Here is a 15,665-nt window from a genome sequence, read left to right as displayed (position 1 = left end):
TTTATGCGAGGCTCTATGCAAGGCGGGGCATCCACCACTTCGGCGCGGCTTTTTCCCGATCGAGATAGGCGTTGAGGATCGCCTCGTCGGTCTCGCCGTTCAAGGTGTATTCCTTGGCGTGGATACCGCCGCTGATGTAGAGAAGGTCGAGGCCGTAATTCAAGGCGCCGCGCACATCGGTCGGCATGCCGTCGCCGATTGCCAGCACGCGCTCGACGGGGAAATCCCCGTGAAGCTCGCGGGCAGCGGCGAGCGTCGCCTCATAGATCGGCCGGTGCGGTTTTCCGGCGATGCGGGTGCTGCCGCCAAGCTGCTCGTAATAGGCGGCCATGGCGCCGGCGCAGGGGATGATGCGGTGGCCGCGCTCGACGACGAGGTCGGGATTGGCGCAGATCATCGGCACCTCGCGCGCCTGGAAATCCAGAAGCATGTCGGTGTAATCTTCCGGCTTCTCGGTCTCATCGTCGAAAAAGCCGGTGCAGACGAGCGATTGCGCTTCGGTGGCCGGCCGGCGCTCGACGCCGATGCCTTCGAGAAGCGCCTTGTCGCGCTCGGGGCCGAGCAGAAAGACCGTCTTCGGCCCTTCGGCAATCAGCCGGCGCGTGACGTCGCCCGAGGTGACGATCCTGTCATAGGCGCTGTCGGGAACGCCGATCTCGCGTAGTTGCTCGACCACCTGCCAGGAAAGACGCGGCGAATTGGTGATGAGGACGACGGCGACGCCGCTTGCGCGCGCCGCTTCAAGGGCAGCAGCGGCCTTCGGAAACGGCTCGACGCCGTTGTGAACGACGCCCCAGACATCACAGAGCACCACGTCATAATGACCTGTTATCTCCGAGAAGTTTTCTATCCGCCTGGCCATTCCGATTTCCCGATTTGCTTCAGTCACCGGTGACATTGCAAAGGCGCAAGGCGATGGCAAGGCATTTTCTTCGCGGCCGGCCCAGCACACCGGGTTTCGGCGGCAATCTCCGCAATTCTCCGGCCTCTTCACAATTCCGGCACAAAAATTCGTGATGGCTCTCATTGACTCCTCTTGGAGCCATCCCTAAATGCTCGTCGCTAGCACTCACCGCAAGGGAGTGCTAACATCTATCCATGTGGGCCGCTCCGGTCCGCGAATGTCATTCGATCGAGGGATTAGACAATGGCAAGCACCAACTTCCGCCCCCTTCACGACCGCGTCGTTGTTCGCCGCGTTGAGTCCGAAGCCAAGACCAAGGGTGGCATCATCATTCCCGATACCGCCAAGGAAAAGCCGCAGGAAGGCGAAATCGTCGCCGTCGGTTCCGGCGCTCGTGACGAGTCCGGCAAGGTCGTCGCACTCGACGTCAAGGCTGGCGACCGCATCCTGTTCGGCAAGTGGTCCGGCACCGAAGTCAAGATCGACGGCGAAGACCTTCTGATCATGAAGGAAGCCGACATTATGGGCATCATCGGCTGATCAGCCGCTGGCCTTTCCGACGTAGCCGACGGGTCCCAGAACCCGGACACTCGAATTGAGGAGTTTCAATCATGGCATCTAAAGAAATCAAGTTTGGTCGCACCGCGCGCGAAAAGATGCTGCGTGGCGTCGACATTCTCGCCGATGCAGTCAAGGTAACGCTCGGCCCGAAGGGCCGTAACGTCATCATCGACAAGTCCTTCGGCGCTCCGCGCATCACCAAGGACGGCGTTTCCGTCGCCAAGGAAATCGAACTCGAAGACAAGTTCGAAAACATGGGCGCCCAGATGGTCCGCGAAGTTGCTTCGAAGACCAACGACATCGCCGGCGACGGCACCACGACTGCAACCGTTCTTGCCCAGGCGATCGTTCGCGAAGGCAACAAGGCCGTTGCAGCCGGCATGAACCCGATGGACCTGAAGCGCGGTATCGACCTCGCTGTGGCCGACGTCGTGAAGGATCTCCAGGCCAAGGCCAAGAAGATCTCCACCTCGGAAGAAGTTGCACAGGTCGGCACGATCTCCGCAAACGGCGACAAGCAGGTCGGTCTCGACATTGCCGAAGCCATGCAGAAGGTCGGCAACGAAGGCGTCATCACGGTTGAAGAAGCCAAGACCGCCGAAACCGAACTCGAAGTCGTCGAAGGCATGCAGTTCGACCGCGGCTACCTCAGCCCCTACTTCGTGACCAACCCGGAAAAGATGGTCGCCGACCTCGAAGACGTCTTCATTCTCCTTCACGAGAAGAAGCTCTCGAACCTGCAGTCGATGCTCCCGGTTCTGGAAGCCGTCGTTCAGACCGGCAAGCCGCTCCTCATCATCGCTGAAGACGTCGAAGGCGAAGCTCTTGCGACCCTCGTCGTCAACAAGCTGCGCGGCGGCCTCAAGATCGCTGCCGTCAAGGCTCCGGGCTTCGGCGATCGCCGCAAGGCCATGCTCGAAGACATCGCGATCCTGACCGGCGGTACGGTCATCTCCGAAGACCTCGGCATCAAGCTCGAAAGCGTCACGCTCGACATGCTCGGCCGTGCGAAGAAGGTTTCGATCTCCAAGGAAAACACCACGATCGTCGACGGTTCGGGCGCCAAGTCCGACATCGAAGGCCGTGTTGCCCAGATCAAGGCCCAGATCGAAGAAACCACCTCCGACTACGACCGCGAGAAGCTGCAGGAACGTCTTGCCAAGCTCGCCGGCGGCGTTGCCGTCATCCGCGTCGGCGGTTCGACTGAAGTCGAAGTGAAGGAAAAGAAGGACCGCATCGACGACGCGCTCAACGCGACGCGCGCTGCCGTTCAGGAAGGTATCGTCCCCGGCGGCGGTATCGCTCTCCTGCGCTCCTCCACGAAGATCACCGTCAAGGGTGCAAACGACGACCAGGAAGCCGGCATCAACATCGTTCGCCGCGCCCTGCAGGCCCTCGTTCGCCAGATCGCTGAAAACGCAGGCGACGAAGCCTCGATCGTTGTCGGCAAGGTCCTCGACAAGAATGAAGACAACTTCGGCTACAACGCCCAGACGTCTGAATTCGGCGACATGATCGCCATGGGCATCGTCGACCCACTCAAGGTCGTTCGCACGGCACTGCAGAACGCTGCTTCTGTTGCATCGCTGCTGATCACCACCGAAGCCATGATCGCCGAACTGCCGAAGAAGGATGCCCCTGCCGGCATGCCTGGCGGCATGGGCGGCATGGGCGGTATGGACATGATGTGATAGGCGAAAGCCGTCACTGACATCCATTCCGGTACATCCGGAATAGGAAGGGCGGCCCTCGGGTCGCCCTTTTCTTTGCGCCGCAGCGCCTTGAGTTGTACGGCAGCGATTCGACGCGTGGCACCTTCCACTCGACCTATTGCAGGTCCCGGGCGCGAAGCTTGCGCGAAACTTGCGCCACTGCTTCTCTTTGCTTCGATGATTTAGGCGGCAGATCGCGGTGTCGCGGCAGCATTTCCGGCTTTCTAAGGCGTGGAAACCGTTGCAAAACCCTTGAGGACGATCGTCTGGCGATGATTTCCGCAAAACAGCTCGGAGATGCGGGCATCTCAGAAAATGGGAGCAATCCGAATAGCCCTTAAAAAGCCGTTGCCGTTTGTCGAAAAGCTCCTATAAATCCGCGCTGCAATTGAAGCGCGCCGGGCGAAGCTCGCCATCAGACGAGGCCAGAGCGCGGAAGGCGATACGTGGACGTTCGGGTTTGCCTGATCATTGTGTCGACGATCGCCGGATGCACGGGCATAACGCCCGCAGCGACATGATCCTGTTTCTTTGTGTTTGCCGAGAGTGCGGTGAGGAGCTGCATGCGAACGGGGGAACGCCTTGTTTAAGATCGCCAAAGCCAATGCAGCCATCCCTTTGACGCCGGGCTCGCTGAGCCACCACAATCAAAATGACGAGATGGTGGCACAGTTTTCCATTTCCGAAGCCTGGACCGGAGATTTGTCGAGCGGCATGCTCCGCCTCGGCGAATGGAGCGCGATGCTGCACGGCCTTTCCGCACGGGACTGCGGGCTCTTGAGCCTGATCCGCTGCTACGACAGCAAGGACCGCAGCCACGTCCTGGAACTGTTCGAGCAGGCGGCGACCCTCTGCTCCTCCTTCTGTTTTTCGACGACGATCATCATGCCGAACGGCCTGCGCCAGCCGCTCTTCTGCATGGGCGAGTCGAACGGGCTCGAAGAGAAATACAGCGGCAGCATGGCCGGCGTCTTCATCTTCCCGCGCTTCAAGCTCGAAGGCGCAAGCCAGATCACGAGCCGGCGATAGAACCAACCTATCGGGCAAAGAAAAGGCCGCTCCCTTGGGCGGCCTTTCGTGTTTCCAGCGGACTATTCGTTACTCCGGTTTGACCGGAATATTCAGGCCCCTGGCGCTGGCCGGTCGGGCGATGCAGCGCTCCAGCCAATCCGAAACGGCGGGGAACTTCGCATATTCGAGAATCTCGCGGCCGCCATAGAAGATATCGGCGCCGCGAACCCAGGTAAAGGTGGCGATATCGGCGATCGTGTATTGATCGCCCATGATCCATTGGCGGCCCTTCAACCGGCCTTCGAGCACGCCGAGCAGGCGTTTGGATTCATCGCGATAGCGCTCCACCGGATAGGAGTTGTTGGCGACCTTGTCGGCGGCGAATTTGTGGAAATGCCCGAACTGTCCGAACATCGGGCCGATACCTGCCATCTGGAAAAACACCCATTGGATACATTCATAGCGGCCGGCGGCGTCTTCGGGGATCAACTTGCCGGTCTTTTCCACGAGATAGAGCAGGATGGCGCCGGATTCGAAAAGGCCGATCGGCTTCCCGCCCGGCCCGTTGGGGTCGATGATCGCCGGAATGCGGCCGTTCGGGTTGAGAGATTCGAATTCCGGCGATTTCTGCTCATTGGCGGCGAAGGAAACATAATGCGGCTCATAGGCGAGCCCGAGCTCTTCGAGAGCGACCGAAACCTTCACCCCGTTCGGCGTCTGCAGAGAATAGAGTTGGATGATGTCGGAATTTTTAGCGGGCCAGCGCGTCGTGATCGGAAAAGCGGAAAGATCTGCCATCGGATTCTCCTTGTTGGGTGGCGACCATAAAAGACCGGCTTTGTGAAAGGCAAGCGACGACGGCAGGACATTGTTTCATATTATTGAACGAACTGTCCGCTTCCGTTTATCTTTCCACAATGGAAGAAAAAAGCGACATAGGAGGCATCCGAGGTCCATCCGGTGCCGGGGCACCAAGATCTCCAGAGTCCTTCAAACGGAGACAACATCCATGTCGAACGCCATCATCCTGATTGCCCGCATTCTTCTTTCCTTCATGTTCATCCTTTCCGGCTTCATGAAGCTCACCGATCCTGCCGGTACTGCGGGCATGATCGCCGGTGCCGGCCTGCCGGCAGCAACCCTGTTGGCCTATGTCGCAGGCCTTTTCGAACTGCTGGCCGGCCTTGCGGTTCTCACAGGCTTCCAGGTCCGCATCGCCGGCTGGCTGCTCGCCGCCTTCTGTGTCTTCACGGGCGTTGCCTTCCACCTGCCCTACGCAAGCGGCACGGAACTCGTGAACATTCTCAACCAGATCATGGTCATGAAGAACATCACGCTGGCCGGCGCGTACATCCTGCTCGCCACCGTCGGTGCCGGTGCCTATTCGATCGACGCTCGCCGCGGCGCCTACGCAGCCGCCTGATACCAGCAGACATCCTCCCGCAAATACGAAACCCGCCGTCATCCGACGGCGGGTTTTTCCATGTCTCTTCGAATGGTATCAGAGGGCGGCGCGGACCGCCTCGATGATCGCCTGCACCGCCGGCTCGTCGGCATGGCTTTCCCGGCGGGCGCGCACGAGGCAGGCCTGCGAATGCAAGATGACGCCGTCCTGAAGCACCTTCAGGTGGTTGGCGCGCAGCGTCGAGCCGGTAGAGGTGATATCGACGATGATATCGGCCGAGCCGGAAGCGGGAGCGCCTTCGGTGGCGCCGAGGCTCTCGACGATGCGGTAGAGCTGGATGCCGTGCTGGCTCGAAAAGAACTGCTGGGTCAGGCGCCAGTATTTGGTGGCGATGGCCAGGCGCCTGGAATGGCGGGCGCGAAAATCGGCGGCGACGTCGCCGAGATCGGCCATGGTCTCGACGTCGAGCCAGATCTCCGGCACGGCAACGACGACATCGGCATGGCCGAAGCCGAGGCGGGCGCAGAATTCGACGCGTTTGTCGACTTCGGAAAAACCTTCCCGCATCAGATCCTCGCCGGTGACGCCGAAATCGACGCTGCCGTTGCCGAGCTCGCGGGAAATTTCGGAGGCCGAGAGGAAGGCGACCTCGACATCGTCCCAACCTTCGACGCGGCCACGATAGGAGCGGTCGTTGCCAACGGCCGTTATCGGCATGCCGGCTCGTTCGAAGATCGCCGAAGCGTCGTCCTTCATCCGGCCCTTGGAGGGAAGCGCGATGGTAATGGTCATGCGGCTGCCCTTTCGGTTTCGATGCGGTCGAGCCAGAAGGAGAAGCCGACGGCCGGAATGCGGTCCGTCGCACCGAGGAAGGTCAGAAGCTTATCGAAGCGACCGCCGCCGGCCAGAACCGCGCTCGATCCTTCAGCCGTCACCTCGAAGACGAGGCCGGTGTAATAGTCGAGCGGCCGTCCGAAGGCAGCGCGGTAACCAAGACTGGAGAGATCGACACCGGCATCGGCAAGGGCGCCGACACGACCGTTGAAACGGGAGAGCGCATTACCGAGCTTCAAACCAGCAGCATCGGCAAAACCGGCGAGCGCCGCCGACGCGTTGACGAGCGGCACGTCGAGCGACAGGAACTCTTCCAGCACATGGAAGGCCGCATCGTCGAGACGCGTTTCGGAGAGGATCAGCTTTTCCTTGAGCCGCCGGGCGATCTCGAGCGGCGAGCGGCTGGCATTGGTGGAATAACCCGTCGCCTGCATTTCCTGCTCGAGATGGGCGACCAGCGCCTGCTCGTCGCCTGAGGCGACAAGCCTGGCGATATCGTCATCCAGCCCGGTGACGAATTGCGGGCTGACCAGGCCGGCCAGCAGCGCTTCCAGCTGCGTCATGTTGCCGAAGGCGTGGATCAGGCGCTTCTGCCAGCCGAGCGGCAGGCCAAGTGCCTGGACGACCGCCTCGAACACCGCCTGATCGCCCAGGGTCACCGACAGGCGCCGGCCCGGCAGCAGACGGGCGAGAATACCGGTGGCGTCACCGATGGCGCGGGCGTCGGCGCTCGGTATGTTGATATCGCCGAGATCCTCGATGCCGGCCTGGTAGAATTCATTGGCACCGTCGCGGCGCTGGCGGAAAACTTCGCCGAGATAGGCGTAACGCTTTGGCGTGCCGGTCGCCGTTTCGATATGGCGCAGGCAGACGGGGATGGTGAATTCTGGCCGCAGGCAGAGACTGGCGCCGGTTTCGCTCTCGGTCATGAAGATGCGACGGCGAAGGTCCTCGCCGGCGATATCGAGGAACGGCTCGGCCGGTTGAATGACCGGCGTATCGATGCGCTCGGCGTTGCGGGCGGTAAATTCGGCCAGCAGGTCATTGGAGAATTCGGGGAGGTTGATCAGGGGCATGGGCTGAACTTCCCTCTTCTCCCCAGCGGGGAGAAGATGCCCGACAGGGCAGATGAGGGGGATGAGGAGTGTAAACGACGAATGTCCTGAGCGGCGAGCGAAGGACAGCTTCTGCTATGTCGCCCCCTCATCCGACCCTTCGGGCCACCTTCTCCCCGAGGGGAGAAGGGGATATCCTTCTCAAACGTCGTCATCAGTGTCACCGGCTTGGGTGGGATCATAGGGAACTTCGAAGCCGTCACCCGCCCTCTTCCGATCCTCCGCCTGCGCCGCAAGGATCTCCCTCACCTTGCCGACCAGGTCGGCTTCCGGCACGGTTTCCTGCGCCACGCGGGCCTCGCGCCAGCTGGCATTGTCTTCGATCTCGCCGGAGAGCCGTTTGCCCTCGATCAGATCCTTGATCTGCACGACGCCGGTTGCGCGCTCGTCGCCGCCCTGGATGATGGCGACGGGGCAGCCGCGGCGGTCGGCATATTTCAGCTGGTTGCCGAATTTCTTCCAGTTGCCCTGGAACATCTCGGCACGGATGCCTGCGGCGCGCAGTTGCTGCGTCATCTTCTGATAGCGGCCCATCGCCTCGACATCGCCGTCCATGACGGTGACCAGCACCGGTTCGATGACCGCGCCGGCGCCGAGCTTGCCGAGGTTCTTCAGCGCCGTCATCAGGCGGGAGACGCCGATCGAAAATCCGGTCGCCGGAACCGGCTGGCCCATGAACCGGGAGACCAGGCCATCATAACGGCCGCCGCCGCCGACCGAGCCGAAGACGACCTTTTCGCCCTTCTCGTTGGTGACATCGAAGGTGAGTTCGGCTTCGTAGACCGGGCCGGTATAATATTCGAGACCGCGCACGACGGAGGGATCGATCTTGATGCGGTCGGACTGGTAGCCGGCGCTCTTAACCAGCGCACCGATGAAATTCAGCTCGTCGACGCCTTCGCCACCTCGCGAGGTTCCGGCAACGAGTTCGGCCAGGCGTGCGGCGCTTTCGGCATAATCCTTGATACCGACGAAGAACAGCACCTTGTCGATCTGTTCCTGGTTGAGCCCGGCGCCCTTGGTGAAGTCGCCCGATTCATCCTTGCGGCCGGGACCGAGCAGCAGCGCCACGCCCTCAGGGCCGAACTTGTCGAGCTTGTCGATGGCGCGCAGCACGTTGAGCCGCTGACCCGCCTTGTCGTCGCCGCCGAGTCCGATCGCCTCCAGCACGCCGTCCAGGACCTTGCGGTTGTTGACGCGGATGACGTAGTCGCCGCGCTTGATGCCGAGGGCCTCGAGCGTATCGGCCATCATCATGCACATTTCGGCATCGGCCTGAACACCCGGCGCACCGACGGTATCGGCATCGAACTGCATGAACTGACGGAAGCGGCCGGGGCCCGGCTTCTCATTGCGGAAGACGTAACCGGCGCGATAGGTGCGGTAAGGAAGCTGGATCTCGTTGAAAGTCTCGGCGACGTGGCGGGCGAGCGGCGCCGTCAGGTCGTAACGCAGCGACATCCACTGCTCGTCGTCGTCCTGCAGCGAGAAGACGCCCTCGTTCGGCCGGTCGCTGTCGGGCAGGAACTTGCCGAGCGCATCGGTATATTCGAACAGCGGCGTTTCGACAGGATCGAAACCATAATGCTCATAGACTTCCCGGATCTTTGCCGTCATCCCGTTGACGGCGCGGATATCCCCGGCCGTCCGGTCGACGAAGCCGCGCGGCAAGCGCGCCTTGAGCTTTTGCGGTTTCTTCTGTTTGTCGTTCATTTCCGGGAATTCCGCTGACTGTGACAGTGGCGGTTTCCTAACCGATCGGGCGGGGAGCGGCAAGGGCGAAGGGTCTTGATGCCGCAAGCAGAATCGATTGAAGCAGAGGCCTCCATCAGAAATACGGATATGCTTATGATCACTGAGGCGCTTCTCTATGCCGCAACATGGCCGCTTACCGGTAAGCCGCATCGAAAGTTCATCCGCTATTCCGTCAATCTCTGGTCGCGGGCCGGGCGCTGCGCCCGCGAATGGGCCGAACATGAGACGATGAGCCGGAATGCGATCCGAGCGGCGACCGACGGCCTCAGGCAGAAGCGGACGGCCGTCGTGCTCGGTTCGGGGCTGTTGCGCGACGTGCCGATCGACGAGCTGGCACGTGCGTTCGACACCGTCGTTCTGGTCGATCTCGTTCATCTCGCCTCGATGCGCCTGTGGCTTGGGGCCAAGGGCTATCGCAATGTCAGGCTGATCGAGCGCGATCTCTCCGGCTATGATGATCTCGCCGCCGGCAAGGAGCCCGAGCCCCTCGGCTTCCTGCGCTCGGTGCCCTATCTCGATTTCGTGGTTTCGGCCAATCTGCTGTCGCAGATCGGCCGCGGCGTCAAACGGCGTTGCGAGGCCGAGGTCGGCCGCATGCCCGAAGATACGGTGGAAAGGCTGATTGCAGCGCATCTGGCCGGGCTTTCCGGGCTCTCCTGCCGCCATTGCCTGGTGACCGATATCGCTTATGCCGTCATCGACCGCAACGGCCGCACGCATGAGGAGGCCGATCTGCTGCACGGCGTTTCGCCGCCGCCGGCAAAGGCGGCCTGGACATGGCCGGTGGCGCCGCTCGGCGAGGAGAGCCGCGATTACCGGATCGAGCATAAGGTCATGGCAGCCTGGTGAAAGGCATGACGATGCCGTCACCGAATGTTCACCGTCAGTCGGATTGGCTTCCGGCCGGCATTCCCCTATATGAGGAACCATGCGTACGCTCGCCCTGGTCACGATGGTTCTCGGCTGGTTAGTCTATAGCGCCATGTCCGCTTGGGCAGGCTGTCCGACCTGCGCGTCGATGAATGTGCCTGTTGCCGCGGAAGCCGGCGGCATGCACCATCAAATGGCCGGCATGGCGATGTCCGATGCCAGCGGCAAGGCCGATCCCATGAAGGACCCCTGCGCCACCGGCAACGCGGCGCATATGCCACTTTGCGCAGCCTGCCTGCTGCTGCCGCCGACGGTGACAGTCATGGATGGCGGAAAATCCGTTGTCGGCTATCCCGCCCCGGCGCTTGCCCGCGCCCTCAATGACAGTCTTCCCGCTCCGCAGGCGCCCCCTCCCCGACTGTCCTGACATAAATCCATGCCACTCAGGCGGCACCGCTGCCTGGAAAACCTATTGTCAGACAGAGGAAGGAACTCTCATGTCTTTGAAAATCATCACGCTTACCGCCATGCTCGCCATCGTCGCCGCCCCGTCTTTTGCCGAAGACATGCCGATGGACATGAGCAAGCCGATGGGCAGTCACGATGCGGCAAGCCACGCTTTCAGCGAGGCGAACGCCAAGATGCATAAGGATATGATGATCGAGTATAGCGGCAATCCCGATGTGGATTTCGTCCGCGGCATGATCCCGCACCATCAGGGCGCGATCGACATGGCGAAGATCGAGCTCCAATACGGCAAGGATCCGGAAATCCGCAAACTCGCCGAAGGGGTGATCAAGGCGCAGGAGGCGGAGATCACCGAGATGAACGCCTGGCTCAGGGCCCACGGCAAGTAACCGATCATTGCTGGAGGGGAGCACCTAATATCAGGCGTTCCCAGAGGCTGCTAACAACCACTGCAACACCCACGACGTCATCCTCGGCCTTGTGCCGAGGATCTGCTGCGATCGAATTAAGCGATTGGAAAATAGATGTTTTCCCCTCAAATAATTGCCGTGCTCAGATGCTCGGCACAAGGCCGAGCATGACGGAGGAGAGGTTGTCAACAAACTAGGGAACGCCTGATATGAGGCGTTCCCTAGTGGTTCGGGCGATCTCAGTCCTTCGGCTCGAAATCGACCGGCCGGCGGCCCGCACCCTGGCGCGACAGCATCCAGCCAGGATACTCCGAAGCAAGAGCGCTTACCTCGTCGAGCTTTTTCAAATCGTCTTCGTCGAGCTTCAGCTTGACGGCGGCGAGGTTCTGGTCGAGCTGGTCGACCCGCTTGGCGCCGATGATGACTGTCGTGACGAAAGGCTTGGCGAGGATATAGGCGAGCGCCACAGTGGCGACGCTGACGCCGTGCTTTTCGGCGACCTCGCGCATGACCGCGACGCAGGCCCAGGCCCGGTCCCTGTCGACGGGCGGGAAGTCGAAACTGGCGCGGCGGCCCTCGCCGTTTCCGGGGGCGCCCGGACCGTATTTACCGGAGAGCAGGCCGCCGGCAAGCGGCGACCAGACCATCAGGCCGAGCTTTTCCTCCTGCATCATCGGCACGATGTCGCGCTCGAGATCGCGGCCGGCGATGGAATAATAGGCCTGCACAGTCTCGAAGCGGGCGAAACCACGGCGTTCGGAGAGGCCGAGCGCCTTGGAAATGCGCCAGGCCTGCCAGTTGGAGACGCCGATATAGCGCACGAGGCCGCGGGAAACGAGATCGTCAAGCGCGCGCAGCGTCTCCTCGATCGGCGTCACCGTGTCGGTCGCGTGGATCTGATAGAGGTCGATATGATCGGTCTGCAGGCGCTTGAGGCTCGCCTCGACCGAATCCATGATGTGGCCGCGCGAGGCGCCGCGGTCGTTCGGCTTGTCGCCCATGACGCCATAGACCTTGGTGGCGATGACGACGTCCTTACGGGGCACGTCGAGGTTCTTCAGCGCCTGGCCGAGCAGCCTTTCGGACTCGCCTGCGGAGTAGACATCGGCCGTGTCGATGAAATTGACGCCAGAGGCAAGCGAGCGCTCGACGATCCGGTCGGCGGCATTCTGGTCGACATCGGCGATGGCGCCCCACATGGTGCCCTGTTTGGCTTCGCCGAAGGTCATGGTGCCCAGGCAGATTTCCGAGACGAAAAGTCCCGTATTTCCGAGTTGATTGTAACGCATGGTCGAAAAAATCCTTTGTGTCTGCCGCAAGAGGGGCTTGCGAACTTAAGAACTTCATTTTTTGATTATTGGCCTGCGCGTGACAGGCACAGCCGTGGCTGGCTGCAAGGTGAGGCAAAATCGATGTAGTGCGGCGGCAGCGCTTTTCAACGCCACACCTTGCCGCGGCGAAGATGAGCGCCGCCCTTGTCTGGACACAGCCCTTGTCTCGACACAGCCCTTGTCTCGACACAGGCGAGCGATAGATTGCCGGCCATATCTCAATTATAGAGTTAGAGCATGATGTCGCCAGAAAACCGCTCGCACTTTTCGGCATCATGCTCAAAGGTACGCATATGACGACGCGACCACTGACCACGATCGGCTTCGATGCCGACGACACACTCTGGCAGAACGAACAATATTACCGTCTGACGGAAGCGCACTTCACCAGACTGCTTGCCGATTTTGCCGAAGGACCGAAGATTTCCGAGCGGCTGCTGGAGGCAGAAAAGCGCAACCTTCGCCATTACGGCTTCGGCATCAAGGGCTTCACGCTGTCGATGATCGAAACGGCGATCGAGATCACCGAGGGCAAGGTGCCCTCGAGCGTGATCGCCAAGATCCTCGATACCGGCCGCGACCTCCTCTCGCATCCGGTCGAGACCCTGCCGCATGTGCGCGACACGCTGGAGGCACTTGCCGGCAAATATCTGCTTGTGATGATCACCAAGGGCGATCTGTTCGACCAGGAGCGAAAGCTTGCCCAATCCGGGCTCGGCGATTTCTTCGATGCGATCGAGATCGTCTCCGACAAGACGGCCGTCACCTATCGGCGCATCTTCGCCAAGGTCGGCGACGGACCGGAACGGGCGATGATGGTCGGCAATTCGCTGAAATCGGACATCGTGCCGGCGATCGCCGCCGGCAGCTACGGCGTCTTCGTGCCGCACGAACTCACCTGGGTGCTGGAACATGTCGACGAACCGACGGAGGCTCCGCGCTTTCGCAAGATCGGCCATCTCGGCGAATTGGGAGACCTGATCGACCGGTTGGCATAGATCGGCCGCACGCGCCGTTACTGCTTGGCAGGCGCCTTCGGAAAGAGCGACGGGCGCTCCGGCTCGGCAGGCGGTTGCGGCTGCTGGGGCGCGGCCGCCAGGGGCTCGATCAGGATGCTGAAGGGAGCGCCGAGGCCGCGGCGCGGCGAGACCTTGGAATAATAGGGACGCAGCAGCCAGGTGGTATTTTCCTTGACCGTCGTCTCGAAGCTCGTGCCGTCCTCGTCGGTGCCGAAGAAGGCCTCGTCATCCGGTTTGGACAGATCGAAGATCGCCAGGAAGGCAAATTTGCTCTTCGTCGCAAAGCTGATCTTCACATGCTGGCCGGCGCGCACCGGCAGCGTGTAGACATGGCTGTTGCCGAATTTCGTCCAGCCCTTGAGCTGCATGGTGACGGCGGGAAATTGCAGTTTCTCCAGCTTCTCGCCGGGATCGAGCTGTGGCGTCTGCGCCATGGCGGAGGCCGTCAGGAAAAACAGGGCAGCGGCAGTGATCAATGTTCTCACGGACAGATCTTTCATGGTCGAACCAGGACGGCGCGCATCGCCTCGACTTCCGGCCGGCAGAAACAGCCCTCCAGATGATCGTTGACGAGACCCATCGCCTGCATGAAAGCATAAACTGTGGTCGGACCGACAAAGGTCCAGCCGCGTTTCTTCAGATCCTTGGAAATGATCACCGATGTCGGCGTCGTCGGATTGGCGACGATATGCTCGCGGTCGACCACTCCGGGCCGCTCGTTGTGACCGGGTTCGAAGCGCCAGAAATAATGGGCAAGCGAGCCGAACTCGTCTCTCAGCGCAATTGCGCGTTTGGCATTGTTGATGGTGGAGACGATCTTGCCGCGATGGCGGATGATGCCGGCATCGGCAAGGCAGCGGGCGACATCCTCTTCGCCGAAAAGGGCGACCTTTTCGAAATCGAAGCCGGCGAATGCGGCGCGGAAATTCTCGCGCTTGCGCAGAATGGTCAGCCAGGAAAGGCCGGACTGGAAGCCTTCGAGGCAGATCTTCTCGAAGAGGCGGATGTCATTGGTGACGGGGCGGCCCCATTCCTCGTCATGATATCTCATATAATCGGGCAGATTGGCGTGCCAGTGGCAGCGGCTCCTGCCATCCTCGCCGATGATGATGCCTGTCGCGCTCATGATCCTTCATTCTGCGGGGGCCCGCTTCGTTCTCCGGTCCTGATTCCGGCTTTACCATTTGCAAACCGTCTTTCCAAACCGAACGGTAACCCTGACGAAAAGTTTATCCGATCGGTCGGCTTTTCATGAAACGATCTTTACCATTCGCTGGCGGATAGGGTGGCAGCGTCTTTCCCGGGCGGAAGATCTCCGCCTGAGCGGAACATCCCCGTCCAGGCGGAGATCTCCCGCCAGCGCATTTTCGGTCATTTGTAGAGAGTTCGCCCGATGATGAAACAGCTTGTTCTTGCCGCAGCCCTCTTCGGCATTTTCTCCACGGCCGCCCTTGCAGACGACCGCTACGCCACCCGTCCGCCTGTTGTGCTCAGCCCCGATCTGACCGCGCCCTGGATCAACCAGCTCGGTGGCGGCACGGTTCGTCCCGTCGTCTATCAGCGGCCCGTCGTCCAGCCGCAGCGCGGGCTTTTCCAGCGCCGCGTCATTCGTCAAGCGCCGCAGCCGGCACCGCAGGCCGTGTCGGCGATCAATCCCGGCATCCCGTCGATCCGCCATCCGATCGAGCCGCAGTTCCTGCCGCAGATGGTCGATTACGACACCACGGAAAAGCCCGGCACGATCGTCATCGATACCAACAACCGTTTCCTCTATCTGGTCATGGCAGGCGGCAAGGCGCGGCGCTACGGCGTGGGCGTCGGCAAGCCGGGCTTCGAATGGGCAGGCGTCCACAAGATCACCCGCAAAACGGAATGGCCGGACTGGACGCCGCCTGCAGAGATGATCAGCCGCGAAGCCGCCAAGGGCCATTACCTGCCGGCGCGGATGGACGGCGGAGAAGAAAACCCGCTCGGCGCCCGCGCCATGTATCTCGGCTCGACGCTTTACCGCATCCACGGCACCAACGCACCCTGGTCGATCGGCAGCGCCGTTTCCTCCGGCTGCATCCGCCTGCGCAATGAAGACGTCGTCGATCTCTATGACCGCGTCAGCGTCGGAACCCGCGTCATCGTCATGTAACGGTGGCGCGATAGCCAAAGCAATTCCAGCAAAAATGTGTAGCGGTTTTGCCCGGCAAAGCGCGAAGCGCTTTGCCGGGAATTACGTGAAAACAAAGAGATAGAGCATTTCCGTGTTTCAGAACAATACG

At 61.3% G+C, this 15,665-nt stretch carries 17 protein-coding genes; 9 read left to right on the top strand and 8 right to left on the bottom strand.

Features of this window, described 5'->3' with window-relative positions:
* Positions 1-13: 13 nt before the first annotated feature.
* Positions 14-862 carry a TIGR01459 family HAD-type hydrolase gene (locus tag RHEC894_RS04185; RefSeq protein WP_010068879.1) on the bottom strand — a complete coding sequence of 283 codons (849 nt, stop codon included), beginning with the start codon at positions 860-862 and terminating at the stop codon, positions 14-16.
* Positions 863-1,147: 285 nt separating this feature from the next.
* On the opposite strand from RHEC894_RS04185, the gene groES reads away from it, so the two are divergent.
* The 3 genes from groES (at position 1,148) to RHEC894_RS04170 (ending at position 4,206) form a co-directional block, all read left to right on the top strand.
* Positions 1,148-1,444, top strand: coding sequence for a co-chaperone GroES (gene groES / locus RHEC894_RS04180; RefSeq protein WP_003545797.1), 297 nt, complete (start codon positions 1,148-1,150; stop codon positions 1,442-1,444).
* A 71-nt stretch (positions 1,445-1,515) separates the two neighbouring features.
* Positions 1,516-3,156: a chaperonin GroEL gene (groL, locus tag RHEC894_RS04175; RefSeq protein WP_010069190.1), complete on the top strand. Its 1,641-nt coding sequence runs from the start codon at positions 1,516-1,518 to the stop codon at positions 3,154-3,156.
* Positions 3,157-3,759: 603 nt separating this feature from the next.
* Positions 3,760-4,206 (top strand): hypothetical protein, encoded by a 447-nt coding sequence (locus RHEC894_RS04170; RefSeq protein ID WP_085736377.1) that lies wholly within the window; start codon positions 3,760-3,762, stop codon positions 4,204-4,206.
* Positions 4,207-4,275: 69 nt separating this feature from the next.
* Here the strand turns inward: RHEC894_RS04170 and RHEC894_RS04165 are convergent, their stop codons facing one another.
* Positions 4,276-4,986, bottom strand: coding sequence for a glutathione binding-like protein (locus RHEC894_RS04165; RefSeq protein ID WP_085736376.1), 711 nt, complete (start codon positions 4,984-4,986; stop codon positions 4,276-4,278).
* A 211-nt stretch (positions 4,987-5,197) separates the two neighbouring features.
* Here RHEC894_RS04165 and RHEC894_RS04160 point away from each other — a divergent pair, with 211 nt between their 5' ends.
* Positions 5,198-5,611 carry a DoxX family protein gene (locus tag RHEC894_RS04160; protein ID WP_003588305.1) on the top strand — a complete coding sequence of 138 codons (414 nt, stop codon included), beginning with the start codon at positions 5,198-5,200 and terminating at the stop codon, positions 5,609-5,611.
* 78 nt (positions 5,612-5,689) lie between these two features.
* Here the strand turns inward: RHEC894_RS04160 and hisG are convergent, their stop codons facing one another.
* From hisG to hisS, 3 genes are all read right to left on the bottom strand, one after another.
* The gene (gene hisG, locus RHEC894_RS04155) at positions 5,690-6,385 is read right to left on the bottom strand and encodes an ATP phosphoribosyltransferase (protein WP_010067852.1); all 696 of its coding nucleotides are present in this window, start codon (positions 6,383-6,385) and stop codon (positions 5,690-5,692) included.
* Positions 6,382-7,557 (bottom strand): ATP phosphoribosyltransferase regulatory subunit, encoded by a 1,176-nt coding sequence (locus tag RHEC894_RS04150; RefSeq protein WP_348630138.1) that lies wholly within the window; start codon positions 7,555-7,557, stop codon positions 6,382-6,384. The genes hisG and RHEC894_RS04150 overlap by 4 nt, the downstream gene beginning before the upstream one ends.
* 126 nt (positions 7,558-7,683) lie before the next feature.
* A complete protein-coding gene (gene hisS / locus RHEC894_RS04145) occupies positions 7,684-9,255 on the bottom strand; it encodes a histidine--tRNA ligase (RefSeq protein ID WP_085736374.1) in 1,572 nt (523 codons plus the stop codon).
* A 135-nt stretch (positions 9,256-9,390) separates the two neighbouring features.
* Between hisS and RHEC894_RS04140 the strand changes: the two genes are divergently transcribed.
* The 3 genes from RHEC894_RS04140 to RHEC894_RS04130 all read left to right on the top strand — a co-directional run bounded on the left by RHEC894_RS04140 (position 9,391) and on the right by RHEC894_RS04130 (position 11,024).
* Positions 9,391-10,146: a hypothetical protein gene (locus tag RHEC894_RS04140; protein WP_085738849.1), complete on the top strand. Its 756-nt coding sequence runs from the start codon at positions 9,391-9,393 to the stop codon at positions 10,144-10,146.
* A 79-nt stretch (positions 10,147-10,225) separates the two neighbouring features.
* Positions 10,226-10,594 (top strand): hypothetical protein, encoded by a 369-nt coding sequence (locus RHEC894_RS04135; RefSeq protein WP_010065688.1) that lies wholly within the window; start codon positions 10,226-10,228, stop codon positions 10,592-10,594.
* Positions 10,595-10,664: 70 nt separating this feature from the next.
* Positions 10,665-11,024 carry a DUF305 domain-containing protein gene (locus RHEC894_RS04130; protein WP_010065689.1) on the top strand — a complete coding sequence of 120 codons (360 nt, stop codon included), beginning with the start codon at positions 10,665-10,667 and terminating at the stop codon, positions 11,022-11,024.
* Positions 11,025-11,284: 260 nt separating this feature from the next.
* On the opposite strand, the gene RHEC894_RS04125 is transcribed toward RHEC894_RS04130, so the two are convergent.
* Entirely contained in the window at positions 11,285-12,334 is a 1,050-nt protein-coding gene (locus tag RHEC894_RS04125; protein WP_085736373.1) for an aldo/keto reductase, read from the bottom strand.
* A 335-nt stretch (positions 12,335-12,669) separates the two neighbouring features.
* Here RHEC894_RS04125 and RHEC894_RS04120 point away from each other — a divergent pair, with 335 nt between their 5' ends.
* Positions 12,670-13,374 carry an HAD family hydrolase gene (locus tag RHEC894_RS04120; RefSeq protein ID WP_085738848.1) on the top strand — a complete coding sequence of 235 codons (705 nt, stop codon included), beginning with the start codon at positions 12,670-12,672 and terminating at the stop codon, positions 13,372-13,374.
* 17 nt (positions 13,375-13,391) lie between these two features.
* Here RHEC894_RS04120 and RHEC894_RS04115 read toward each other — a convergent pair whose 3' ends face one another.
* Both RHEC894_RS04115 and RHEC894_RS04110 read right to left on the bottom strand, forming a co-directional pair.
* Positions 13,392-13,895: a hypothetical protein gene (locus tag RHEC894_RS04115; protein ID WP_085736372.1), complete on the bottom strand. Its 504-nt coding sequence runs from the start codon at positions 13,893-13,895 to the stop codon at positions 13,392-13,394.
* A complete protein-coding gene (locus tag RHEC894_RS04110; RefSeq protein ID WP_085736371.1) occupies positions 13,892-14,521 on the bottom strand; it encodes a DNA-3-methyladenine glycosylase I in 630 nt (209 codons plus the stop codon). Before RHEC894_RS04110 ends, RHEC894_RS04115 begins: the two co-directional genes overlap by 4 nt.
* A 267-nt stretch (positions 14,522-14,788) precedes the next feature.
* On the opposite strand from RHEC894_RS04110, the gene RHEC894_RS04105 reads away from it, so the two are divergent.
* Positions 14,789-15,535, top strand: a complete 747-nt coding sequence (locus RHEC894_RS04105) for a L,D-transpeptidase (protein ID WP_085736370.1) — start codon at positions 14,789-14,791, stop codon at positions 15,533-15,535.
* Positions 15,536-15,665: the final 130 nt, after the last annotated feature.

Origin of the sequence: Rhizobium sp. CIAT894 (assembly GCF_000172795.2) — a bacterium.
In the GTDB taxonomy this organism is placed as follows: Bacteria; Pseudomonadota; Alphaproteobacteria; order Rhizobiales; family Rhizobiaceae; genus Rhizobium.
The sequence above is the reverse complement of the archived record's forward strand: the minus strand, read 5'-3'. Positions and strand labels throughout refer to the sequence as shown.